Source organism: Legionella adelaidensis, assembly GCF_900637865.1.
Classification (GTDB): domain Bacteria; phylum Pseudomonadota; class Gammaproteobacteria; order Legionellales; family Legionellaceae; genus Legionella_A; species Legionella_A adelaidensis.
This window is the reverse complement of sequence record NZ_LR134421.1, coordinates 26,918-51,344: the sequence shown is the minus strand read 5'-3', so window position 1 is coordinate 51,344 and position 24,427 is coordinate 26,918. Positions and strand designations below refer to the sequence as shown.

The window sequence follows — 24,427 nt, the reverse complement described above, 5'->3', positions numbered from 1 at the left end:
AAAGAGTGCGGTCTCTCAGTCCTTGTCAAATCTGCTTTTTTTAATTATAAAGGTTTTAATGCCTCTTCAAAAACTTGTGCTGTTTTTTTTTCTACATTATCAATTATTTTTCGTTCACAATAAGTTTCTTTTTGTAAAAAGCTGATAAGGAAAGCAATGATAAAACCCACAGGTAATGCGGCAAAAGCAATTTGATATCCTTTAATATCAAATATAGGTATTTCATTAACCATTACAAAAGTAGAAAAATGGTCCAAAATGAATCCAACCAGGGGAATCATTAATGCTCCAATAATAACAGAAGCCATATTGGTTATTCCCAAGGCCATACCGGTTAGATGCGGGGGGTTAATTTCCGAGGCCAAAGCATACGAACAGACTATACCGCTATTAAAAAATCCATAGACGAATAATATGGCAGTGTAAGCTGCTGGTGAAATAAAGAATCCAAAAAATCTTCCATAAATAACTAGTGTAAGAAGAATAAAACACATTACGACACTTGTTCGCATGACTGCCAGGCGGCGCTTTAACCTGTCAGAAATAAAACCGAGAATAGGGCAACCAATGGCTAAACCAATAAACATAATGCCCGTTTCATGTCCTGCTGCAGCTATAGAAATGTTTTGATTTAAACTAAGGAAACTGGCACCCCATTGTTCGCCAAAACAAGCGCTTGGTGCGTAGAGGAGCCCGATGAATAAGCAATTCAACCAATTTTGCCCGTTAGATAACACGAGTTTAAGCGAAGGGCCAATTTTAATTTTTTCAATAGTATGGCTATTATCTGACTTAAGCGGGGAGCGCTTGTCTTTCACAAAAATAAATACTAACAATGCAATAACTATGAATAGAAACACAAACCCATACATGGTACTTCGCCAACCAATCGACTGCGATACTAATGCAAGCGGCCCTTGACCCACCATAGCACCAACCATTCCCAACGCCTGGGTGAAGCCTGCTAAAAAAGCGAAACGTTCCGGTTTAAACCACAGAGAAATTAATTTTAAGGTACCGACGAAAGCAAAAGAGGCACCAAACCCCATTAAAAAACGGCTAAAAAACCCAGCGGTAATATTGTTCATTCCTGCAAATAAGAAAGTACTAAACGCACAAACCAGGGAAGCCATAACTAACAACCACTTGGGCCCAAACCGGTCTACTAAAATACCCACAGGAATTTGCATGCCGATATAAGCATAATAAAAAAATGCAGAAAAACCACCGATAGTAAAGGCATTAGCATGAAAAAACTTCATTAATTCAGGAGTAAGAACACTTGGAGATACGCGAACTATATAATCAAGAAAGAAAAAAAGAGCCCCTAAAAACCAAACAAAATAGGGTGAGTCAAAAGTAATATTGTTGTATTTATTCTTGCTCATAATGCCTCTTCAGTCTCCTTTAAAAACCCCGGCCTGGTAGGAAATAGGCTCGCAATTTTTTAATACTAAATGATTTGTTAAAAGAATACTATAGAAAGAAAGAGTAGTTCTTACACAAAGCTTGTATCACCATATAACGTTATGTATAATATTGCACCAGTAGTTTGAAAGAGTGTTGATGTTTCGTTCAATTAGCGCAAAGAAACTGCTTTCGGAATATAACAGAGAGCAATATAGACAGTTCTTAATAAATGAAGCCGTTCATTTGTCTTTAGTGGAGCCCTCTGCAGTACCAGGAATTGGCGCTTCCAAGCGTAGAGTTATTTTTGATAAATTTATTTCTCATCCTGATTCAAAACACACTGTTAAATTAATTTCACACAATGACGCACCTCAGGCTTTACTATGGCAAACTGAAGCCAGTGTGTTAAGAAAAGCGGTACGGTACGGAGTAATCAATACCCATGCTTTGACCAGCCGAGTGATAGGGAAGCTGGGTGAATATCGTCTCATTACTATTAATCGCATTACCAAAGGAATGATAAGTAACTCTTATAAAATTAAAGAAAAACTACTGGATTTATACCAAGATCGCTTCGAAGCACTGCAAGAAATAGAATGTCTAATTAATAGAGATGTCGGCATCAATAAAATCACAAAGTCTATAAAAAATTATATAAAAAAATTACAGGATCTTAAGGATAACCTGGAAATTTCTTTTCAGGATATTAAAGAGTTTGACCTACAATTATGTGAAACGCTTCATTCTGATCTGGCTGCTGATATTAAAAGAGCCACTGAATATCTTGGTTCTTTGGAAAAAATACATCGCGTGAGAGAAGCGACGAACGCAAAAGGTAAAAACTCCTTGTTGCAATTTATTAGAAAACAAATGATGTTTGGCTTGTATGAATTACAAGGAATTAATCAAGATTTAACCTTCAATCAAAAAAGGCCTTTTGCTCTCACCCGTGGGATGTTAAATGATTGCATTGAGGACGCCAGAAAGGAAATTGAAGATTATCGACCACATCTTTGCAATGCTATCTCCCCCAACCATCAAGGTATATTTTCCCAAAATGCAACTGATCTAATAACGTATAATTTTACAGAAGATGGATTATCTCCTCAAAGGGAAAGAGAGGTGCTAACCGCTATTAGTTTTATAGAAGGTTGGGATAGGGTTATATTTAATCGTGATAATCAGCCGCAAGTTTGTAATGGGGGGGAGGTCGAAGATCTTGATGTGATACATTCTACACGATGGAAAGTTTACCGTAGCTTTTCCGTATTCCTAAAAAGTATAGGTCAATATTGTTTCAATATTGTTTCTGGCATTTTTTTTAAAACATATCCTTTAGAAGTAGAAACATGGCAAAATAAAGACTTTCATCTTGATAGTGCCAGACTACAACAGTTTGCAAGCCCCAATCAGCCATTATGGAAAAAACCATTCAAATTTTTTACCCAAATTATCAATGTTATTAAAGATTTATTATATGGGGTAGAAGATTTTCGTGATGATCTGGTAATACGTATGCCTGGCGAAATTATTAACGACTGGGAAGCCACCACGCCACTATCCCCGTTAGACGATATACTAAAAGAATTATCTGATGATCTTATACTCATGCATAGCAAAGAAGAATCACGCTTACAAAAAATTCTTGCAGAATGCGGCTATGCCTATCAAGATCGCGAACTACCCGCACAAAGTAAGTATGCTTGCATTGATTATCCTCTGAACGCTGATGAAGAAAATGATCCCTTGTTATCTATAACCAAAGGGATAAATGCTTTTGCAAACATATTTTTGCACAATTTATTCGCCAAGGACCCTTTCGGTGGCTGTGTATTTACTACAGGGTACGCCTTAGGCGTAGCCGCAATTTTTAAACCTGCAGAAACAGCCTCTTTACTAGGTTCCCGCTATGTTAACTGGATAAGTAATTTATCTTACTCTATGGCGTCTTCGAAAGAAGGGGCGGCTATAGCCGGGGGGTCTACTCAAGGACAATTTTTTGCTGCTGCTTGGGATACATTTCTGCACGGAAGTTCAGCAAATACTATGAAGACCCTTTATAAAGTGGGTGAAGATCCTCTTACTGTTGGAGCCTATATTTCTGCTGCCTACTCATTAGGATATGTTTTAACTAATGGTATAGCCGGGCATCCTATTCCCTGGTTAGGTCATCATTTAAAAGAAGATTTAGGAAGAGTTCCTGAATTGGGCTATCCCTTTATCGGTGCTAAATTTGCCATTTTGCTTTATGAAGGCTTAAGCTCGGAAATTCAAGAAAAAAATTATCTGGTTTTAACTATTGATCCCACTTTATTGAATACAGATAAACAGGAACTTACCCGCTTACAATTAGCCCGTTGGCTTTGCCAGCATGCAAGTGATTTACCTAAGATGGATCCTAAAAAGCTGTTTACTTTATATAGGCACCTGGAAATATATTTCAGTGAAAAAGACAGCAAATCTTTAAAGAAAATCTTATATCCTGAAGAGCAACATTCCATTGCTTTTCAAATTTTTTCTAATCCACTTTCGTATATACCGGCCATTTTAAGAGTTTTTATTGCTTTAGTATTAAGCACTATTGCTAAAATCCAACATCGTGAAAATTCTTTGGCCCCGATTAAAAGATCCTTGATTTCTTTAGGCGACAAGCTAAAAAAAGATGGGGTAAAATTACTCCTGTTTGGCGGAGAAATCCTTTATTTAGGCTATTCCTTTTCAGCTTCTATTATTAAACTAATTAGTTTCATTAGTGCTATTACTATTGGGAGAATTTGTAGTAATTTAAACTTCAATTTAGGCCACTCTTTCCACCACTTTTTTGCTTCTGTCCATCTCTTTTTCAAATCAATGGGCGAATATTTATTTCCTTTCAATGTTATAAAAAGCGTTGGGGTGCCTCATCCTAACCACACCATTCAGCAAATTGAAAATAGCTATACCAAATTACTTAAACAGGCAATGTCGCCGCTGAATAGGAAAGCTCCGCTTCCTGGCGGTAGTCCACTTGTACCAAAAGAAAAAGATACTGCTGATGCCGACATCGCTTCCTCAGCTTGCGTTGAAAGTGAAACAGTTTCGAATTATTCAAATGGCTTAACCCTATAATAAAATATAAAGAAAATTCTTTTACTGGATAAATTTAATCTACACTGTATTTATGATTTCCAAAGATTTATCTGATACTTTGAATTGGGCACACCCATTAGTCCGTGAGTGGTTTTATTCCTATTTTGCGAATCCAACTGAACCGCAAATTGAGGGATGGCCCGCTATTCTACAAGATCAAAACGTATTAATTTCAGCGCCCACAGGCTCCGGAAAAACATTAGCGGCTTTCCTGGTTTGTATCGACAAGCTAGTTCGTCAAGCGGTGGAAGGGCGTTTATCTCATGTTACTCAAGTCGTTTATGTTTCACCTTTAAAAGCGCTTACAAACGATGTGCAAAAAAATCTTTTAAAACCCTTAGCCGAAATACAAGAAATAGCAGTAAAAAAAGGTATCCACATGGATAGTATCCATGTGGCAGTACGAACAGGCGATACATTGGCTAAAGAGCGGCAAGCCATGCTCAAAAGACCTCCCCATATATTAGTTACCACTCCAGAATCGCTATATCTTTTACTGACCGCGGCAAAAAGCAGGGAGAACCTACGTCATGTAGAGACCGTAATTATTGATGAGATCCATGCCTTGGCTAATAGTAAAAGAGGAACCCATTTGTTGCTTTCACTAGTACGGTTAGACGAATTATCCGTTAAGCAGCCCAATAGAATAAGTCTTTCCGCAACACAAAAGCCACTCTCTTTGGTTGCGGATTTCATGAAAAATACGGCAGATTCTAATCCTAAGATTATAAGTATTGATAATAGACGCCACTTGGAACTTAGTATTGAAGTCCCTTCGAGTGAACTTGGGCCCGTAGCTTCAAATGAAATGTGGGATGAAATATATGATCGCTTAACCCAATTAATTCAGAAAAACCGGTCTACCCTTATATTCGTCAATACGCGTAAATTGGCTGAAAGAGTTGCCCATCACTTGGCTCTGCGCATTGGTAAAGAAAACGTATTGGCGCATCATGGTAGCTTATCCAGAAAACTTCGTTTACAAGCCGAGAGTAAATTAAAAAATGGCGAGTTAAAAGCATTAGTGGCTACCGCCTCTTTAGAATTAGGTATAGACATAGGTTCTATTGATTTGGTCTGTCAAATCGGATCTACACGGTCTATTGCTGTAGCATTACAACGTGTGGGACGGGCAGGGCATTGGTATGGAGCTATTTCCAAGGGGAAATTTTTTGTAACTACACGAGATGAGCTAGTAGAGGCTGCATCTTTGGTATATGCCATCAAACAAGGCGAATTAGACAATTTAATTATTCCAGAAGAACCTTTAGATATTTTAGCGCAACAAATTGTTGCTTGTGTGGCGACTGAAGATTGGAAAGTGGAAGAATTATTTCATTTGATTAAAAAAGCTTTTCCGTATCGCCATCTAAAGAAAAAAACTTTTAATGAGGTCATTAGCATGCTCACCGAAGGAATTGCGGGAGCAAGAAGCCGCTATAGTGCTTATTTATTTCACGACAAAGTCCATGGAATTATAAAATCACGTCGCGGTAGCCGCCTAACTGCAATTACGAGCGGCGGGGCTATTCCTGAAAATGGTTTATTTACTGTAGTAGCTGAGCCTAATGAAGCAATAGTCGGAACCTTGGATGAAGATTTTGCGGTGGAAAGTAATAGGGGGGATATTATTCTTTTGGGTAGCACCTCTTGGAAAGTTAAGCGTATAGAAAGTGCAAGAGGTAGGGTATTAGTTGAGGATGCGCATGGTGCCCCGCCAAGCGTTCCATTCTGGAGAGGGGAAGCGCCTTCCCGTACAGTTGAATTATCTGAATCGCTTTCGTTTTTACGAAAAAAAATAAGTGACATGCTTCCAGAGTCCATGCAAATTACTCATGAGCTTAACAAAAACAAAAATATACTCCCGGCTGTTGCCTGGCTTAAAGAATATTGCCACTTGAATGAAGCAGGTGCTGAGCAAGTGATACAGTATTTGGTAGAAGGCCGGCAAATTTTAGGTACGATTCCTACACAAGAAACCGTGGTAATAGAGCGGTTTTTTGACGAATCAGGAGGTATGCAGCTCATTATTCACTCCCTTTTTGGCGCCCGAATTAATAAAGCGTGGGGGTTGGCTTTGCGTAAACGTTTCTGTCGTTCGTTTAATTTCGAGCTACAAGCTGCTGCTACTGATAATGGCATTAATATTTCACTAGCAGAACAACATAGCTTTCCGCTTGCTGATGTATTTAATTTCCTTCATCCTAGCACGATTAAAGAAGTACTCGTCCAGGCAGTTTTGCAATCGCCTTTATTTACTACGCGTTGGCGTTGGGATGCGATGCGCTCGTTAGCCCTGGTTCGCTTCCGAAATGGAAAGAAACTGCCTCTCAATATAATTCGGATGTTATCTGACGATTTATTAGCTGCTGTTTTCCCTGACGCGGCAGCTTGTCAAGATAACCTCGTGGAAAAAGATCTTAAATTACCCAATCACCCCTTAATCAATGAAACAATGAAAGACTGCCTTGATGAAGCATTGGATTTACATGGGCTCATAAAAGTTCTAAAAAAAATGAAAAAAGGGGAAATTAAATGTGTTGCTATTGATACTCCCATTCCGTCCGTTTTTTCTCATGAAATATTAAATGCTAACCCCTATGCTTTTTTAGATGATGCCCCGTTAGAAGAAAGAAGGGCGAGGGCCGTCGAAATGAGAAGAATTTTGCCCAATCAATTGCAAAATGAAATAGGTAAATTAGACCCTAAAGCTATTCATGCGGTGCAAGAACAAATCTGGCCTGACCTGCGAGATGCGGATGAAATGCATGATTTTTTACAAACTGTGGTGTTTTTTCCCGTAGTTGAGGATAGCTCGGAGAATACCCTCGCTAATAAAGTTTTCCATGAAAGCAGAAAATGGGATTCTTTTTTCAACGAATTAAAAGCGCAAGGACGCATAGTAGAAGCCACGCAGAATCATTTTAATTACACAGTGGCCACGGAAAAAACCCAGGTGGTAAAAACAATTTTCCCGCGAACTCAGTTTTTATCTACATTTCAAAAAATCATTGTAGAGGTTGATTCTAGAGAGGAAGCCATTGTAAATGCTATCCAAGGTTGGATGCATTATTTAGGCCCTCTATCTGCGCATGAACTAGCCGCATTTCTTCACCTTGATTACAATGAAGTAATTCAGGCCCTTCATACTTTGGAAAATTCCGGCACCATCCTTCGTGGTAATTTTAAAAATAGTAATGAAGAAGAATGGTGCGAACGTCGCATCTTAGCTCGTATTCACCGCTTGACCTTGGCTTCTTTACGCAAAGAAATTGAACCAGTTACTGCAGCTCAATTTATGCGTTGGTTATTAAATTGGCAACATCTCGCTCCCGGAACTCAACTACGTGGAGAAAATGGGTTATTAGAAATAATAAGGCAATTACAAGGTTTCGAAATTTCTGCGAATGCCTGGGAGAGGGAAGTATTCTCCAAACGTATCCATGGTTATCAGAAAGAGTGGCTTGATAACCTATGTTTAAATGGACTTGTGGGTTGGAGGCGTTTACGTACCCATCCTGCCCTTACCACCATAGAAATGGATCCCAATACTCAACCGTCTTATCGTCGGATACAACCCACAAGTATTACGCCTATTACTTTTTTCGTGCGCGGGGAGTCCGATTGGTTGTCGACTACTCACCCTATTAAAGAGGATGAGTTACAGAAAGTTAGCTCAATCGGTAGAGAAATTTTCTCTTTTTTAAAAGAAAATGGGGCATCATTTTTTATGGATATAGTTGAAGGGATAGGGCATTTAAAATCAGAAATAGAGATGGGTTTATGGGAACTAGTCTCAGCAGGTTTAATTACAGCTGATGGATTCGATAATTTACGTGCTTTAATAGATCCTAAACGTCGTTTGGGTAAAAGACCCCGATATCTAGCTACACCACGTGTGGCATCCGGCCGATGGACTCTGCTGAAAAAAGTTAACAGAAAAAGTAAAGAGGAACAATTAGAATCGATTGGTTGGTTATTACTAAAAAGGTATGGCGTCATGTTTCGTGAATTATTGACGCGCGAAAAAATAAATATTACTTGGCGCGAGTTAGCTCTAACTTACCGTCGTTTAGAAGAACGGGGTGAAATTAGAGGAGGGAGATTTATCAGTGGATTCTTGGGTGAACAATTTGCCTTGCCGATAGCTGTTGATTCACTGCGTGCAATTAAAAAAGAAAAAGAGGATGGTAATTTAGTAACTATTTCGGCAATTGATCCCTTAAATTTAGTAGGTATTATTTTACCGGGTGAACGACAACCTATACTGTCTAAACGAAGTATTGTTTTACAAAATGGAGAGCAATTGTTAATTAATTAAATTTGATTTTCTGCTTGTTTCATTTCATTTAATTTTTTCCATTCAAAATCAATATAGTTTTCAACCAGTTTTTTTATCTCTTTTTGTACACCGTTTTTCGTAGGATATTCAGTATGAAAACGAGTCGACACTTCAAGATTATTACAGTCGTCCTTCGGGATAACATGCGCATCCGCTTTAAATAACGTGCCTTCATGATTAACTTGTTCAATTTCATAAACGACTTCAAACCCCTTGTACGTATAAGTCGTCATAAGAAAATTCTCCTTAATTTAACGCGATAATCTATTAAAATTATAGACTCTTTCAGGACTTACGCAAAACGTCGAGGTCAAGCAAAAAGTGATTTTAATGAGGGAGTTTAGATTAACTAAATGACCGAATTAAAATCATTTTTTAACGAAGAGATCGACGTTTTGCGTAAGTCCTGTCTTTATTAGAAGGTGGTTTTACAACTCATCAATAATTTATGCTAACCTGTAGATGGGGCCATTAAAAGGATATTTATGGAGCTATTGGACTGCGTAATTATAGGCGGAGGTCCTGCGGGTTTAACTGCCGCGATTTATCTTGCCCGATTCTGTCGAAATTTTGCTATTTTTGATACAGGTAAAAGCAGAGCAAATCTAATTCCTCGAAGTTTTAACTACCCTGGGTATAAAAATGGTATTTCAGGTAAAAACATTTTAAAGAAGCTGAAAGAACAAGTATCACAATATGCTATTGAAATTTATAAGGAACAGGTCATTGCATTAGAAAAAGAAAATGTATTTATTATCCAAACTCCTAGTCAAAAGCTATATGCCAAAACCGTTCTCGTAGCCACAGGCATTGTTGATATAGAACCGGATTTGCCGAACATCCCCAATGCCATTGAAAGAGGGTTATTAAGGCATTGTCCAATTTGTGATATTTATGAGGTGCGTAATAAGAGAATTGCCGTGCTCGCACAAGATGAAAAAGGATTTCAAACGGCTTTATTCATACGTCATTTCAGTGCACAAGTGAGCCTGCTAACTCTAGGAAAAAAATTACATTTAACCAGAGATAACAAAGATAAATTACATTCTAATAACATAGTTCTATTAGAAAATTCACTGAAAAAAATTGTTCTTAAAAAAAATGATATAGGTACCATCTATTTAAAAGATTTTATTGAGCCTTTAAAGTTTGACACAATTTACTCAGCGCTAGGAACAAAAAATAATAACGAACTCGCTTTGCATTTAGGGGCAAAAACACAAAAAGGTGCTTTGATTGTAGATAAGCATCAGGAAACCTCTATCAAAGGATTGTATGCAGCAGGAGATATCGTTTCGGATCTTAATCAATTAAGTGTCGCCCAGGGTCAAGCGGCTATTGCCGCAACCGCCATTCACAATGCACTTTAAAAGGAAATAAATGTGGAGAAAGATATCGTAAAATGGACTGCTCTTTTCTCAGCCGCAATCTTGGGAGTAGGGATAAACTTTCTGTTTAATTTACTTGCTTTAGGCCTAAGTTTTTCAAGCTTCATTGTTACGGATCAAGGAAATCTAAGCTTCTCCTTTTTAGGATTCCTAAGTTTTTGTTTTGTAGCTATTATTGCTATGTTTACTACCGGATGGTTTGCTGGACGATTAACCCCTGATATGGGGCAATCTAAAACCTGGGGATTTTTTTACGGTTTCCTGGCTTGGTCCTTACTTTTAATAATTACCATTATTCTCATTACAAATATGATTCAATACACTGCCTTCCATGCCAATTTTACCGCCAGCCTGGTCGCTATAAAAATAACCAATAATGCTCCTATGCTAACTGAGACCTTTGCCGATGTGACGCATGGTTTAGAGCCGGCAAAGAAAGTATTAACTCTTAACGCATTTCTAACCTTTATTTTATTTGCCACAGGGGCAGCCGCTAGCTGTATAGGCGGCTACCTGGGTTTTAAAAAAAATGTAGTTGGCGCCGTAAGGATTCGCAAGAGAGCTTAAGATGTCAGGCTCACCGGCATCAATCTACTGCACTACAATTAACGATATTTTTGAGAAAATAGTAACGTAATCAAGTATCCATTCGCAAATCGATTTCGTGGCTTCTTTACATTATTACCGCTAACTGTATCAAGGGAGAAGAGGGAACTCACATGAAAATACTAGTCACAGGAGCGACAGGTTTTGTCGGTTCTTTAGTAACCTGCAAACTTTTAGAAGCCGGCCTCCAAGTTGTCTGTGCAGTAAAAAATACGGAGTTGGCGAAGGGGCAATTTCCTCAAGCTGAAATTGTATACTGTGATTTTTATACTGATCATCATGTAGAAGATTGGTTGCCAAAATTAGCAGCTATTGATGTAGTTATTAACTGTGTCGGGATTTTTTATAATAAAAATAAAGAAGTGCTTTGGGATGTACATTTTAGAACCCCAAAAGCTCTATTTCAAGCCTGCGAACAAACGGGGGTTAAGCGAATTATTCATTTGTCTGCTTTAGGAATTGAAGATTATGATACTGCCTATGCAAAAAGTAAGCTGGCAGCAGAAACATTTTTAAAAAATGAATCCGCTGTACCTTTCTTTATTTTAAAACCCTCTTTTATATATGGAGCTGAAGCGAAAGGAGGAATGGTTCTGCTTCGTAGTCTCGCTGTATTCCCTGGATTCATTCCTTTACCAGCTAATGGTACGCAATACTTTCAGCCTATTTATGTCCATGATCTGGTTAATATTATGCTCGTATTGTTGGACAAACCCTTCGCGCAATCAAAAAGCATTGCTTGCGTTAGCGAAAAACCAATGTCATTAAAAGAGATCCTCAATCACCTAGCCTTATGGCTAGGAAGAACAAAATGCTATTTTTTACCCATTCCCGCGTTTTTTCTAAATTTAGGTGGCTTTTTGGGCAACCTATTTAAAAATCCTTTAATAAACAGCGATGCGGTACAAATGTTATTAAAAGGGAATAAAGCGAGTCCCCAACAAGTTCAGGATTTGGAAAATATAACGGGTATTAAACCTCTTGGTTTTGAAAAAGGGTTGCAACGCTTTTCGAGTACTGAGCAAGATAAATGGTATGCTAAATTATTTTTATTACAGCCGTTATTGCGCTTAAGTCTTGCTTTTATGTGGTTGTTCTCGGCCATTGTGAGTGCGATTTTCTTTAAAGAAGAGTCTTATCAACTCTTATCTACTGTGAACATACCTGCTTATTGGCAAGCGTATTTTTTATATGGGGCTTGCTGTATTAATTTTTTTATTGGTCTCTCTTTGCTCTTTAATCTAAAAATTAAATCAAATTGTATAATTCAAATCTTCGTAATTATTTTTTATACTTTAATAATCACATTATTTATACCTTTTTACTGGTTAGAACCGTTTGGACCGATAGTAAAAAATATTCCCATTTTAGTGAGCATTTTAATTTTGTATGCCATGGAGCCATGATGCTTTATTTATGGATTAAATACATACATATATTAAGTTCCACCATTGTTTTCGGTACCGGAATTGGCACCGCGGCTGTTATGGTCTATGGACATTTATACCAAGATATAGCCGTAAAAGTAGCCATTTATCGCTATGTAGTGATCGCGGATTGGATTTTTACGAGCACTTCCGGTTTTGTGCAACTCATTAGCGGGCTTGCTTTGGTTTATATAGCTAACATTCCGATAACCACTTTTTGGATCCTTGGAGGCTTAATTGGGTACAGTATTACTGCTATATGTTGGTTTATAGTAGTGTATTTGCAGATAAAAATTAAACAAATAGCCGAGGTAACCTATGCTACGGGAAAGCCGTTGTCAGTCACTTATTACCGCTATTTCTATCTATGGTTTTTCTTAGGTTGGCCCGCTTTTATTAGCCTTTTAATTGTGTTTTACTTAATGGTGCTTAAACCGTATTCTTTATTCGGAAGTTAATCAATCTTAAAGGGATTTTTATGGAAATACTGCATAGCAAAGCCACAAGGCCAATATGGGAAGTAAAAGTTAGAGAAAAAAAACTTCCTGCCCTAAAGAAAGATATTCAGGTAGATACCGTAATTATTGGAGCAGGAATTACGGGCATAACAACTGCCCTGGAATTGATAAAAGAAGGCCAAACCGTTGCTATTCTTGAGGCTCTTACGGTAGGAAGCGGTACTACCGGCCACTCGACGGGTAATCTGTATATTGCTATCCAACCACTTTATTCTGGAATAACCGCTAGTAAAGAGGTTAAGTCCAATATTGCCCAAGCAAGAGCTAAAGCTATCAATTACATTGAAGAAACAGTACAAGAGCACAACCTTGATTGTTATTTTAGTCGTCGTCCTTTTTATTTCTACGCCAATGAAAATAACGGCCTAAACTTATTGGAAAATGAAGTAAATGAATTAAAAGAATTAGGCGTGGCGATAAAGTATAGCGATGAGATGGAAGCTCCGGTGCCTTTTAAAAAAGCAGCACTGATTGAAAATCAAGCGCGATTTAATCCTTTTCTCTACGTTGTCGAACTGGCTCAGATTTTAATAAACAAAGGGTGTGAGATATATGAGCATACTCCTGTGGAAGCCATGGAAAAAACAGAAGAAGGTTATCTATTAAAGACACCGAGCGGCATGGTTAAAGCCAAAAAAGTGGTGATGGCCACACACATCCCCAAAGGGATAGACAGCACCCAAATGGTAGAAGCACCTTACCGAAGTTATGTCATTGCAGTTTCATTAAAAGGAAATAAATACCCCAATGGGCATTTTTGGTGTATGGACGACTCCCATTATATTACTAGTACCCATGCAATTAACGGACCCCATATTAATTCCCTAATGGTAGCTGGCAACCATCACAAAACCGGTCAAGGAAACAAGAATTATTATCAAGAAATTATGGATTACATTGATACGCATTACGAGGTAGAAGCTATTGATCACCATTGGTCCGCACAACATTACCAAACGGCTGACAAGCGGCCTTTTATTGGCTTAAAAGAAGAAAATTTATATATAGCAACCGGGTATTTTGCTGATGGCTTAACTTACGGAACGATGGCAGGAAAATTACTTGCCGATTTAATTGTCGGGAAAAAGAATAAATTGGCGGATATAGTAGACCCTAACCGGCATAAACCATTTGTTGCAGCCCCTCAGATTGTAAAAGAAAATTTTAATGTTCTTTGCCAATATATGAAGGATTATCCAGGCGGCGGTACTATCAGCGACGTCAAAGAACTACAGCCGGATTCTGGCGGAGTTATAGAAGTAAAAGGTGAAAAATATGCAGTCTATAAAGATGAGTTGCAGGGTTTACATGTGGTATCAGCGGTGTGTACCCATATGAAATGCATTGTAAACTGGAATCCGGGCGAAAAAACATGGGACTGCCCGTGCCATGGAAGCCGTTTTAGTATTGAGGGTGAAGTAATTGAGGGGCCAGCAATGGCCAATTTACAAAAAATTAAGTCATTAAAGGAGTAAAATGTTTATCTTATCAGCTATTCTCTTTGCCATTGCAGCGCTTCTCGGCGCATTTTTGGCTTCCAAAGTCCTGCGTAATAAAGAAACTCCCAAAGCAGTGGCATTCATCCACGGGGGTGTAGCCGCTGTTGCTTTAATTATTCTTATATTAGCTGCACTCATGGTCCCTGCAATGGGCAAAGGCATAGTGGTGGCCAGTATTATTCTTTTTGCTATCGTGGCAATGGGAGGATTTTTTCTTATTTATAAAGATTTAACCGCCCAGGAGATTCCCAAACCCGTAGTCCTTGTTCACGGAAGTTTTGCGGTTTTGAGTTTTATTTTACTTTTGTATTTTATTTTTAATTATTTATAAATATGTAGTTGGTGCCGCAGGCACCAACTTACATCCCACATTGGCATGAAATTCATTTTAATAGCGCGTAGACTTTGCGCCTTTAGTAGTTTTTATCCCATTCCTTCGATATTCTGTGTAAACTTTGGTAAATTCTGCACCAATAAATAAAATTTGTGCCGAATAAAAAACCCACACTAATATAATAATAAGTGCGCCTGCAGCCCCAAAAGCACTGCCAATATTACCTTTCGTAAGATATAAACTTAATAAAATTTTACCAACTGAGAACAATATGGCGGTGAAAAAAGCACCTATCCATACATCTTTCCATTCCAAGTCGACATCAGGTAATACTTTAAAAAGCAAAGCAAAAAGAACAGTTATTGAGCCCATGGAAACAATAAAATCCAGCATTGTGTGGATAAAGATGCTTCCTGGAAAAAAATTACTTAAATATTGACTTATTGTTGTTAGGACCGTGCTTAATATAAGTGAAACCAATAATAAAAAGGCTACCCCTAATACTAAAGTAACGGATAAAAAACGATCTTTAATAATTTTCCATATACCTCTGTCCTTTGGCGGTTTCACATGCCAAATAGCGTTCATGCTAGTTTGTAATTGCCCAAAAAAACCTGAGGCGCCAAAGATTAATACCACAATACCGAAAATAAAATTAAACCCATCTGTAGGGGTTTGATTCACCAGACCAATCATGGTTTTAATTTGTTGAGCTGCGCTCATTCCAATGAGGGAAGCAATTTGATTAAGCACCTTCCCTTGTACCATCTCTTCTTCTAAAAAAAATCCTCCAATTGCAATACAAATAATAATAAGGGGACATAATGAGAAAATAGTATAATAGGCTAGGGCTGCTGAAAGAGTAGGCGCTTTATCCTCACTCCAGCAAGTTAAAATTTTTTTAAAAAATGTGAGATTCCAAATAAATTTCATAACGATAATTTCCTTTTTATCAAATAATATACGGGGCTTGGGAGTAATGGAACGGCCATCCGACTTAAGGACTATTAATCAGTAATTCCAGATACCAATGCAATCAAATTGTTTTTAATATATTTAATATCATCTAAATAAAGTAAATGATGTCCTTCTTTAATATTTAGTTTACAAGTCTCATCGCCTAAACTCGCTTGAGAAAACATAAAGTCAACTAACACCTGTAATCGCTCAACCATTAATTCTGCCAATTCCAGTCTTTTTTCATTAGCTAAACCATAAGAGCGACAAAATAAACGAGCTCTTTTAATTTGTTCTTCAATAGAGCCAAATCCATCCTGATTGTTGGGATTTGTAAATGGACACCATCGATATAAAGCATAAGCAATATCCCATACCCGAGGACCTGGATGACATGTATCAAAATCAATAATCCCAACAGCTACTACTCCATTTAACACAATATTATAGGGCGCGTAATCGCCATGACAGATAACCTCATAAGGTTGGCGAGCAGGAAGTTGCCAGTTATTGTTTTCAATGATGATCTTGTCCAAAAAACTTTGTGTTGTATCATGGAAGTTACGTAGTAATAAAGCCGCTGAAAGTAACGCTTTAATTGATGATGCATTAGGGCTCAAAGGGTAATTACTGACATCTCCTTCTATAAAACTGACTATTTCTCTACCCTGATCATCAAACCCTAAAGGCTCTGGGACAGAGTAAAAGCCCGTATGACGTAAATGCAGAAGTAGTTTATGTATTTGTTTCGTCCATTTTCCTGTTGGCCGATGAACCGTATTTCCAATTTTTATAATTTGATTCTCGCGTCCTCCTGACAGGTTGTTAGAATGATTCATTATAGGCATGCTCTTTATCTAATAAACGATAGATTGTGGCTTTATGAACATTAAATGTTTTAGCAACTTCACTTACCGTCTTATCTTCCTCCAGTAAGCGCTTGGCTAACAATTTTTGTTCCTCATTCATTTTTTTAGGACGACCAAATCGAATTCCGCGTTGTTTAGCCGCTATACGTCCTGCAGAAGTGCGCTCACGAATTAAATCACGCTCAAATTCAGCAATACCTGCAAATACGGTCATGATCATTTTACCTGCATGAGACGTTGTATCTGCCCATGGCTCAGAAAGGGAGAAAAAGGAAGCTTCGACTATCCTTATTCGTTCTACAAATTCCAATAAATGATGAGTAGAGCGAGCTAACCTATCCAATTTCCAAACAACCACTACGTCATTAGGGCGAAGTTGATCCAGTAAGCGCTCTAATTCAGGACGATCTTTTTTTGCTCCTGAAATTTTTTCTTGAAAAATACGACTGCATCCAGCTTCTTTCAGTGCTGCTAATTGCAATTCTAAATTTTGTTCAGTGGTCGAAACTCGAGCATATCCAATTTTCATAGCAAGACCCTAAAATGTTACTCCCCATACCCCTATACTGCGAGATGCAGCAAAGCCTAACATTATAGCTTTGACTTAAGCCACCTATCACCAATATCTGTCCACCTTGTTCACCCAAAATCAATTTAGACAGATATCTTTACTAATTTAACAGGGTATGCAACAATAATTTTGAGTATACAGCATAAGGAATTGCTATTATGGATAATGCAAAAAAAGGATTTTTTCAGTCTAAATTTTCTCGATTTTTCTATCGTATAGGTGCAGGAGTCTTAGAGGCTATCGCTACGTTTGCAACAGATAGTCGTATTTCTCAAGAAAGGGTATAACCCTTTCTTACCGTACTTTAGGGCCTAAGCCTTCATTTTCAACCCTCTCTTGCTTTAATTTTTCATCTAACTCATCAGGAGTATCAATAGGGTCATAATTAATTTTTGTAGCTTCTTCAACTTCAATAGAGGTATCAATAGGATTATCCGTGCGTTTAACCACCCCGGTTTTTCGTTTAATTATTTCTATGGACTCCTCTTGATTCCTCTGATTTTTCTCGTTTTGCTTTAATAAGCTTTCAATCTGTTTATGACTAGACATATGTATATCCTGCTACTAGCTGCCTGCGATCAATTATAGTACAAATAATTGAATTATACTTACAGTAAGGGAACTAAAAAGGTAACAATAGTGAGCGGACAGCACATTGAAAAAATTGACTACCAGTCAATTTTCGAATCCATTCCTGGGTTATATCTTATTTTAGATAGGGAACTCCGTATTATTGCAGTCAGTGAAAGTTATCTGCAAGCTACTATGGTTACGAGAAATAAGATAATAGGAAAAAATATATTTGAAGTGTTTCCCGATAACCCAGACGATCCGCAAGCGACAGGCGTCAGTAATCTACGTCATTCATTAAATACAGTATTAAAAACAAAAAAAATAGATACCATGGCTATTCAAAAATATGACATTCGTAGGCCACAAGAAGAAGGGGGGGCATTTGAAGTGCGGTATTGGAGCCCTGTTAACAGCCCAGTTTTGGATGGGGATAATAACGTTAAATACATTATTCATAGAGTTGAAGATGTCACCTCTTATGTCCAACTAAAAAAATCCGGTACAAACCAATTAAAAATAATGAAAGAATTGCGTACCCGCGCAGGCGAGATGGAAGTTGAGATTTACGAACGCGCCCAGGAAATTCAAAGTATAAATAAGCGGCTTAAAGTAGCAAACCGTAATTTAGCTACGCAAAATGAGATAAAAACAAGATTTTTTGCTAATGTTAGCCATGAGTTACGTACTCCGCTCATGTTAATTCTCGGTCCATTGGAAAACTTGTTACACGACAAAATGTTACCGACCACGTGTAAAAATAAAATTCAGTTAATTAGAGAAAATGCCAAAATATTACAAAAACACGTTAATGATTTATTAGATGTTGCTAAATTAGACGCAGGACAAATGGCAATTGTTTATAACCAGATTGATATAGTTCAGCTTTTAAAACACACAGTAGCTTTATTCGCAAGCGTTTTAGAAAAAAAGAGCATTCATTGTGAATGTATATTACCTTCTGAATTACAAATTGAAGCAGATGGAGAAAAAATCCAACGCGTTCTTATCAATTTATTATCCAATGCGATTAAATTTACACCTGAAAAAGGTCAAATTCGCATTATTTTATACAAAAGCAAGCACGTATGTTTATGTATAGAAGACAGTGGGCCTGGTATTCCTCGTTCTTTACAATCGGCAATCTTTGAACGATTTTTTCAAATTGAACAATCCAATACGCGCCAACATGGTGGAACAGGGTTAGGACTTTCCATTGTCAAAGATTTTATCAGATTACATAAAGGAAAAATCAAAGTAGAAGATTCTGAATTAGGAGGAGCAAAATTTATGGTAATTTTGCCCTTAAAATCGAGAAAATCCAAAGTTATTAAGAATCAGTATATCTCTCCTATAAGCCCGGAAGATATAAGTATTGCTTTAGGTCAAACTCCTGAAATTCCTTTATTAAAACCAAGCATCAAAGCAGGAGAAGAAAAGCCATTAATCCTTATTGTGGAAGATAATATGGCAATGAATACATTCTTAATGGAAATACTGCAAAACGACTATAGAGTAGAGCGAGCATTTAATGGGGAAGATGGTTTGGAAAAAGCGCTCAGATTGCATCCTTCCTTAATTGTTAGCGACGTGATGATGCCGAAAATGGACGGCGAGCAAATGGTCCATGCGATACGTAAACATGTATCGATGTTAACCACACCTATAATTATATTAACTGCAAAAGCAAATGATGATTTATGTGTACGTATGCTTCGCGAAGGGGCCCAAGATTATATGGTAAAGCCCTTTTCTCCAAGAGAGTTTAAAGCAAGAGTAGCTAATTTGTTGTTAGTAAAGCATGCTGAGGATGAATTAGAGCGCTTTGTATATTTAGCTTCCCATGATCTAAAGTCACCATTACCTGCCATGGATCATTTAATTTGTTGGATAGAAGAAGATATTGGCAATAATTTATCCGAGCAATCAAAAAAATATTTAAGTACTTTACGTAAACGAGCGCATCGTATGTCTAATCTATTAGACGGCTTATCTAAATATACGCAAGCTACCAATATTGATTACAAATGCCAAATGGTAGATTTGCCGGATTTAGTAAAAAAAATTACCAAAAATATGGAGGGGGCGAATAACTTTCAAATCGATTTAAAAACGCCAAAAGAAAAGATAAGTGCACCAGTCGTACCTCTGCGCGAAGTATTATCTATTTTAATCAGTAATAGCATTAAACATCATCAGAAAACCTCTGGGCACATTCAGGTAGGAGCAAAAAAAGAAAAAGATAAATATACATTTTATGTCGCTGATGATGGTCCTGGAATTGATCCGAAATACCATAAGAAAATTTTTGAATTGTATCAACGTTTACAATCACGTGACATTTTAGAAAGCTGTGGGGTAGGCTTAAGTATTGCAAAAAAAATAGTAGAAGCGAAGGGCGGGCAGATTAATGTAAAATCGGCCTTGAATAAAGGAGCAAAATTCCAGTTTACTTTGCCTCTTTGCGAGGGTAATGAATATGCCAAAGAGTAGACCACCTATTGAGATATTAGTTGTTGATGATGATGAAATTGACGTAATGCATGTAGAAAGGGAGCTTTTCAAGCTAAATCTCCCTATTCAATTTCAAACGGCACACGATGGAGTAGAGGCGCTAACTAAATTAACAGCTAAGAGAAATAATCAACCTATAATTCCTCCGAAAATTATCGTTTTGGATTTAATGATGCCTAAAATGAATGGCCTAGAATTTCTGAAAGCGCTTCGGAAGCAAACTCAACTCACAGGGGTGAGTATTTTTGTCCTAACTACTTCAAATAATGAAAAAGATAAGTGTGCCATTGAAGCATATAAAGTGGATGGTTATTTTGTGAAAGATACTCAATTTCAGGAATTTATTCACACTTGCAAAAATGTTTTAACTCTTATCACACGTTCTAACTAGCAAATCCATGACATTACGTTAAAATACTCGTTTTATTTGAAAAGAAAGGTACCTATGTTAGCTATTAAAACACCCGAGCAAATTGAAAAAATGCGAAAAGCAGGTCAGCTGACGGCTAAGGTATTAGAAGCAGTAAGTGAGATAATAAAACCGGGAATTACTACTATGGAAATTGATGCCTTTTGCGAAGATTACATAGTAAATACTCTCAAAGCCATTCCAGGCAGCAAAGGCCAGTATGGTTATCCTTATTCTGTCAATACCTCTTTAAATCACGTAATTTGTCACGGCATGCCTTCTGAGAAGCAATTTTTAAAGGATGGAGATATTATTAATGTGGATGTAACCGTGATTAGTGAAGGATATTATGGGGATAGCAGCAAAATGTTTTGTGTAGGAAATGTACCTGCGCATGCCCGCCGTTTAGTCGATGTGACGAGAGAATGCTTGTATAAAGGAATTTTGGCAGTAAAACCGAATGCCACCTTGGGGGATATTGGCCATGCCATCCAGCAACATGCGGAAAAAAACCATTACTCAGTGGTTCGCGAATACTGCGGACACGGTATAGGAACTCAAATGCATGAGGACCCCCAGGTTATGCACTTTGGGAAGCCCGAGACGGGAGCGGTATTAAAAGAAGGCATGACTTTCACGATTGAACCTATGATTAACCAAGGAAAACCCGATATAAAACATATTCGCAAAGATGGTTGGGACATTGCTATTACTAAAGATCGTATGCTATCTGCCCAATGGGAGCATACAATTCTAGTTACAAATACCGGGTTTGAAGTTTTAACCATTAGAGACGAAGAGAAAGCTATTTTCGAATCATTAAAAACGAGTGAAAGTTATAACATTTAAGAAGTTGTAGTCTGGTTGCTTGTTAACCAGGCTTCGATCCTGGGCCAACAAAACGAATACTGTTCATTGGAATGAAAAACGGTTGCAGCACCAATCAGATTTTATAAAGGAGTTCTACAATAAATGCTAATAAGACTCATGGTTTTTATTTTCTCTCTTTTTGCCATGTTATTGCTAAATAGCTGCTCTCAATCACCTAATAAAAAAACCAATGGATATATAGAAGGCAGATATACTTATATTGCTACCAACGCATCCGGTTTTTTGGAAAAACTTCATGTTAGAAAAGGGCACGTTGTGAAAACTGGTCAGCTGCTTTTTACCTTGGATGAACAACCAGAATTAAGCCAATTAAATATTGCGGAAGAGAATTTAAAACAAGCCTATGCAGCACGAGAAGAAGTGAAGGCCCAATTGGAGTTAGCAAAATCAAATTCTCAGCGCTATCAAGTTCTTGCAACTAAAAATGCGATTGAAAAAACCGTTTATGAGGCAGAAAAAGCCAAACATGAAGGTAGCATTGCTGAATTAGATGCTGCCCAAGCAAATATTGCGGCCAAAACGGCAGCGTTAGCTGAAGCGCGCTGGATGAAGGACCAAAAAATAGGGACCGCACCCGTGAGCGGCCTGGTTTTTGACATATATTATCGCAAAGGGGAATATACTGTAGCTCAAAAACCTATTCTTTCTTTATTAGCCCCGGAGGATATTAAAGCCATTTTTTATATTCCTCAAACCGATCTTTCTCGTGTACATTTAGACGATAAAGTCATGATTAATTGTGACGGATGCCGCCATTTATATGTTGCTCACATAAGTTATATTTCACCTACTGCCGAATATACTCCCCCGGTTATTTATAGTGCCGAAACAAATTCAAAATTGGTTTATCGTATTGAAGCAAATTTTGAACCCCGTGATGCTTATCATCTCCACCCAGGCCAGCCTATTTACATTTCTTATAACGTAAATGACTGAATACGTTATTGATGTTAAAGGTTTACGAAAACAGTTCGGCAGCAAAACTGCGGTGGATGATGTTTCTTTACAAGTAAAACAAGGCGAAATTTTTGGTTTTTTAGGACCAAATGGTAGTGGAAAGACGACAACAATCCGTATGTTGTGTGGCTTAATGCAGCCCGATGCGGGCGCAGGAACTTGCTTAGGTTATGACATTATCACCCAATCTTACCTAATTAAACCCTTAGTAGGTTATGTTCCCCAAACATTTTCACTATATAAAGACTTAACCGTTTATGAGAATTTAATCTTTGTTGCACGAGCCAATAATAAAGATAACTATGTCAATCGTGTCAACGAAATAATAAATGATTTACTTCTCACCCCATATAAGAAAATTTTAACAGGAAAATTATCCGGCGGTTGGAAGCAGCGGGTTTCTTTAGCAGCTGCACTATTAAATAATCCAAGGCTTTTATTATTAGATGAACCGACAGCTGGAGTTGACCCTAAAACACGCCGGGAATTTTGGAATACGATTTCAAAGCTTACGACCCAGGGTATTACTGTATTGTTGAGTACACATTACATGGATGAAGCGGAACGTTGTAATCGTCTGGCTTATATTGTTAATGGTAAATTAATGATTCAAGGCACGATAAAAGACATTATTCGAAAAGTAGATTTAACTACATGGTCTGCTGAGGGGGCAAATGTATTGAAACTCGCCATAGAAATTGAAAAAGAACCTGAGGTCGAACAAGTGGTTCCTTGGGGAAATGCTTTACGCATTAGCGGAACGAATGGTGAATATCTGGATAAACTAGTAAAGCAATATGCACAGTTTAAATGGGAAAAAGTGGATACAAGCCTTGAGGAAGTTTTTATCCATTTAGTCAACGAAAGAGTAAGTGACATTGAAGCAAAAAATTAAACCGCAAGCGCAATTCTCTTTTTCTCGCCTCATGGGACTTGTGGCTAAAGAATTTACTCAATTAAGAAGGGATCGATTCACCTTCGCGCTCATCATTGGCCTTCCTTTGATACAACTTATTCTCTTTGGTTTAGCAATTAATGCGAACCCCAAATATTTGCCGTCAGCTCTTATTAATTACGACACCGGCCCTTTTTCGCGTGAGTTGATTTATGGGTTAGAAAATACGCATTACTTTAAATTTATGTATTTCCCAAGCTCTTCTAAAGAAGCAGACAAGTTGATGGTTTCACATGAAGTTCAGTTTATTCTAACTATCCCTAGTGATTTTTCCCAAAAAATAGTGCGAGGAGAGTACCCCGCCGCATTATTGGAAGTCGATGGCACCGATCCAGTCTCTGTTGGTTATGCGGTTTCAGCTTCTTCCGGACTTATGCAAACAATTTTTCAGCATAGCCCTGACTTGCCTGGCGGGTTTTTGAATGAAAACAAAACGCCTGCTGATTTACGTGTACAAGTCCGTTATAACCCTAGTGCTATTACTCAATACAATATTGTACCGGGGTTATTGGGTTTAGTTCTAACCATGACGTTTGTGATGGTGGCTTCAATGGCTTTGACCCGAGAAAAAGAAATGGGGACGCTGGAAAGTCTGTTGGCTACCTCTTTATTACCCTCTGAAGTCGTCATTGGCAAAACCTTGCCTTTTTTGTTAATCGGATACGCACAAGTTTTTATTATTTTGCTAATGGCCATTTTCTTTTTTAACATCCCTTTTTTGGGAAGCTTCATCTTATTATTGTTAGTGACGTTGCCATTTATTTTAGCAAATCTTTTTGTAGGAATATTTTTCTCAACTTTTTCCTCGACGCAATTAGAAGCAAGCCAACTAAGCACTTTCTTTATGATTCCTTCCTTGCTTTTATCCGGTTTCGCTTTTCCCTTTAAAGGTATGCCTATTTGGGCACAATGGTTTGGTAATATTTTACCTTTAACGCATTTTAATAACATTGTGCGCGGTATTATGCTGAAAGGCGTTGGGATTCAAGAAGTATTTTACGATGTATGGCCCATTATTTTGTTTTTATTAATAGCTTTATTTTTAGCAATGAAGCATTACCGAAGAACACTTGATTAATCA

General features: G+C 37.7%; 21 protein-coding genes. 15 read left to right on the top strand and 6 right to left on the bottom strand.

Features of this window, described 5'->3' with window-relative positions:
* Positions 1–44: 44 nt before the first annotated feature.
* Positions 45–1,388, bottom strand: coding sequence for an MFS transporter (locus tag EL206_RS04410; RefSeq protein WP_058461564.1), 1,344 nt, complete (start codon positions 1,386–1,388; stop codon positions 45–47).
* A 178-nt stretch (positions 1,389–1,566) separates the two neighbouring features.
* On the opposite strand from EL206_RS04410, the gene EL206_RS04405 reads away from it, so the two are divergent.
* Positions 1,567–4,518 (top strand): hypothetical protein, encoded by a 2,952-nt coding sequence (locus EL206_RS04405; RefSeq protein WP_058461563.1) that lies wholly within the window; start codon positions 1,567–1,569, stop codon positions 4,516–4,518.
* 52 nt (positions 4,519–4,570) lie between these two features.
* Entirely contained in the window at positions 4,571–8,860 is a 4,290-nt protein-coding gene (locus EL206_RS04400; RefSeq protein ID WP_058461562.1) for a DEAD/DEAH box helicase, read from the top strand.
* On the opposite strand, the gene EL206_RS04395 is transcribed toward EL206_RS04400, so the two are convergent.
* Positions 8,857–9,114 (bottom strand): hypothetical protein, encoded by a 258-nt coding sequence (locus EL206_RS04395; protein ID WP_058461561.1) that lies wholly within the window; start codon positions 9,112–9,114, stop codon positions 8,857–8,859. The two genes, EL206_RS04400 and EL206_RS04395, sit on opposite strands and share 4 nt — an antisense overlap.
* 252 nt (positions 9,115–9,366) lie before the next feature.
* Between EL206_RS04395 and EL206_RS04390 the strand changes: the two genes are divergently transcribed.
* From EL206_RS04390 to EL206_RS04365, 6 genes are all read left to right on the top strand, one after another.
* On the top strand, positions 9,367–10,251 hold the full coding sequence (locus tag EL206_RS04390) for an NAD(P)/FAD-dependent oxidoreductase (protein ID WP_058461560.1): 885 nt from the start codon (positions 9,367–9,369) through the stop codon (positions 10,249–10,251).
* A 12-nt stretch (positions 10,252–10,263) separates the two neighbouring features.
* Positions 10,264–10,836: a hypothetical protein gene (locus EL206_RS04385; RefSeq protein WP_058461559.1), complete on the top strand. Its 573-nt coding sequence runs from the start codon at positions 10,264–10,266 to the stop codon at positions 10,834–10,836.
* A 152-nt stretch (positions 10,837–10,988) separates the two neighbouring features.
* Entirely contained in the window at positions 10,989–12,281 is a 1,293-nt protein-coding gene (locus tag EL206_RS04380) for an SDR family oxidoreductase (RefSeq protein ID WP_058461558.1), read from the top strand.
* A complete protein-coding gene (locus EL206_RS04375; protein ID WP_324607125.1) occupies positions 12,278–12,760 on the top strand; it encodes a DUF2269 family protein in 483 nt (160 codons plus the stop codon). Before EL206_RS04380 ends, EL206_RS04375 begins: the two co-directional genes overlap by 4 nt.
* A 20-nt stretch (positions 12,761–12,780) precedes the next feature.
* Positions 12,781–14,295, top strand: coding sequence for an FAD-dependent oxidoreductase (locus tag EL206_RS04370; protein ID WP_058461556.1), 1,515 nt, complete (start codon positions 12,781–12,783; stop codon positions 14,293–14,295).
* Between the two features lies 1 nt (position 14,296).
* Positions 14,297–14,650, top strand: a complete 354-nt coding sequence (locus EL206_RS04365; RefSeq protein WP_058461555.1) for a hypothetical protein — start codon at positions 14,297–14,299, stop codon at positions 14,648–14,650.
* A gap of 57 nt (positions 14,651–14,707) precedes the next feature.
* Here EL206_RS04365 and EL206_RS04360 read toward each other — a convergent pair whose 3' ends face one another.
* The 3 genes from EL206_RS04360 to EL206_RS04350 form a co-directional block, all read right to left on the bottom strand.
* Positions 14,708–15,586, bottom strand: coding sequence for a YihY/virulence factor BrkB family protein (locus EL206_RS04360; protein ID WP_058461554.1), 879 nt, complete (start codon positions 15,584–15,586; stop codon positions 14,708–14,710).
* 74 nt (positions 15,587–15,660) lie between these two features.
* Complete coding sequence (locus tag EL206_RS04355; RefSeq protein ID WP_058461553.1) at positions 15,661–16,449, bottom strand: phosphotransferase enzyme family protein; 789 nt, start codon at positions 16,447–16,449, stop codon at positions 15,661–15,663.
* Complete coding sequence (locus EL206_RS04350) at positions 16,436–17,008, bottom strand: recombinase family protein (RefSeq protein ID WP_058461552.1); 573 nt, start codon at positions 17,006–17,008, stop codon at positions 16,436–16,438. The genes EL206_RS04355 and EL206_RS04350 overlap by 14 nt, the downstream gene beginning before the upstream one ends.
* A 200-nt stretch (positions 17,009–17,208) precedes the next feature.
* Here EL206_RS04350 and EL206_RS10160 point away from each other — a divergent pair, with 200 nt between their 5' ends.
* Positions 17,209–17,337 carry a hypothetical protein gene (locus EL206_RS10160; RefSeq protein WP_267885269.1) on the top strand — a complete coding sequence of 43 codons (129 nt, stop codon included), beginning with the start codon at positions 17,209–17,211 and terminating at the stop codon, positions 17,335–17,337.
* Between the two features lie 7 nt (positions 17,338–17,344).
* Here EL206_RS10160 and EL206_RS04345 read toward each other — a convergent pair whose 3' ends face one another.
* Positions 17,345–17,599, bottom strand: a complete 255-nt coding sequence (locus tag EL206_RS04345) for a hypothetical protein (protein WP_058461551.1) — start codon at positions 17,597–17,599, stop codon at positions 17,345–17,347.
* Positions 17,600–17,689: 90 nt separating this feature from the next.
* On the opposite strand from EL206_RS04345, the gene EL206_RS04340 reads away from it, so the two are divergent.
* From EL206_RS04340 to EL206_RS04315, 6 genes are all read left to right on the top strand, one after another.
* The gene (locus EL206_RS04340) at positions 17,690–20,113 is read left to right on the top strand and encodes an ATP-binding protein (RefSeq protein WP_131739685.1); all 2,424 of its coding nucleotides are present in this window, start codon (positions 17,690–17,692) and stop codon (positions 20,111–20,113) included.
* Entirely contained in the window at positions 20,094–20,525 is a 432-nt protein-coding gene (locus tag EL206_RS04335; RefSeq protein ID WP_232048516.1) for a response regulator, read from the top strand. Before EL206_RS04340 ends, EL206_RS04335 begins: the two co-directional genes overlap by 20 nt.
* Before the next feature lie 54 nt (positions 20,526–20,579).
* Positions 20,580–21,392 carry a type I methionyl aminopeptidase gene (map, locus tag EL206_RS04330; protein WP_058461549.1) on the top strand — a complete coding sequence of 271 codons (813 nt, stop codon included), beginning with the start codon at positions 20,580–20,582 and terminating at the stop codon, positions 21,390–21,392.
* Positions 21,393–21,515: 123 nt separating this feature from the next.
* A complete protein-coding gene (locus EL206_RS04325) occupies positions 21,516–22,370 on the top strand; it encodes an HlyD family secretion protein (protein ID WP_065310924.1) in 855 nt (284 codons plus the stop codon).
* Positions 22,363–23,286 (top strand): ABC transporter ATP-binding protein, encoded by a 924-nt coding sequence (locus tag EL206_RS04320; protein WP_058461547.1) that lies wholly within the window; start codon positions 22,363–22,365, stop codon positions 23,284–23,286. The genes EL206_RS04325 and EL206_RS04320 overlap by 8 nt, the downstream gene beginning before the upstream one ends.
* Before the next feature lie 31 nt (positions 23,287–23,317).
* Entirely contained in the window at positions 23,318–24,424 is a 1,107-nt protein-coding gene (locus EL206_RS04315) for an ABC transporter permease (RefSeq protein WP_058462352.1), read from the top strand.
* Positions 24,425–24,427 lie beyond the last annotated feature (3 nt).

Excerpts from the sequence above, each read along its gene's own strand:
- EL206_RS04410 (WP_058461564.1), bottom strand. The coding sequence starts at position 1,388 with ATGAGCAAGAATAAATACAACAATATTACTTTTGACTCACCCTATTTT.
- EL206_RS04405 (WP_058461563.1), top strand. The coding sequence starts at position 1,567 with ATGTTTCGTTCAATTAGCGCAAAGAAACTGCTTTCGGAATATAACAGA.
- EL206_RS04400 (WP_058461562.1), top strand. The coding sequence starts at position 4,571 with ATGATTTCCAAAGATTTATCTGATACTTTGAATTGGGCACACCCATTA.
- EL206_RS04395 (WP_058461561.1), bottom strand. The coding sequence starts at position 9,114 with ATGACGACTTATACGTACAAGGGGTTTGAAGTCGTTTATGAAATTGAA.
- EL206_RS04390 (WP_058461560.1), top strand. The coding sequence starts at position 9,367 with ATGGAGCTATTGGACTGCGTAATTATAGGCGGAGGTCCTGCGGGTTTA.
- EL206_RS04380 (WP_058461558.1), top strand. The coding sequence starts at position 10,989 with ATGAAAATACTAGTCACAGGAGCGACAGGTTTTGTCGGTTCTTTAGTA.
- EL206_RS04375 (WP_324607125.1), top strand. The coding sequence starts at position 12,278 with ATGATGCTTTATTTATGGATTAAATACATACATATATTAAGTTCCACC.
- EL206_RS04370 (WP_058461556.1), top strand. The coding sequence starts at position 12,781 with ATGGAAATACTGCATAGCAAAGCCACAAGGCCAATATGGGAAGTAAAA.
- EL206_RS04365 (WP_058461555.1), top strand. The coding sequence starts at position 14,297 with ATGTTTATCTTATCAGCTATTCTCTTTGCCATTGCAGCGCTTCTCGGC.
- EL206_RS04360 (WP_058461554.1), bottom strand. The coding sequence starts at position 15,586 with ATGAAATTTATTTGGAATCTCACATTTTTTAAAAAAATTTTAACTTGC.
- EL206_RS04355 (WP_058461553.1), bottom strand. The coding sequence starts at position 16,449 with ATGAATCATTCTAACAACCTGTCAGGAGGACGCGAGAATCAAATTATA.
- EL206_RS04350 (WP_058461552.1), bottom strand. The coding sequence starts at position 17,008 with ATGAAAATTGGATATGCTCGAGTTTCGACCACTGAACAAAATTTAGAA.
- EL206_RS10160 (WP_267885269.1), top strand. The coding sequence starts at position 17,209 with ATGGATAATGCAAAAAAAGGATTTTTTCAGTCTAAATTTTCTCGATTT.
- EL206_RS04345 (WP_058461551.1), bottom strand. The coding sequence starts at position 17,599 with ATGTCTAGTCATAAACAGATTGAAAGCTTATTAAAGCAAAACGAGAAA.
- EL206_RS04335 (WP_232048516.1), top strand. The coding sequence starts at position 20,094 with ATGAATATGCCAAAGAGTAGACCACCTATTGAGATATTAGTTGTTGAT.
- map (WP_058461549.1), top strand. The coding sequence starts at position 20,580 with ATGTTAGCTATTAAAACACCCGAGCAAATTGAAAAAATGCGAAAAGCA.
- EL206_RS04325 (WP_065310924.1), top strand. The coding sequence starts at position 21,516 with ATGCTAATAAGACTCATGGTTTTTATTTTCTCTCTTTTTGCCATGTTA.
- EL206_RS04320 (WP_058461547.1), top strand. The coding sequence starts at position 22,363 with ATGACTGAATACGTTATTGATGTTAAAGGTTTACGAAAACAGTTCGGC.
- EL206_RS04315 (WP_058462352.1), top strand. The coding sequence starts at position 23,318 with ATGGGACTTGTGGCTAAAGAATTTACTCAATTAAGAAGGGATCGATTC.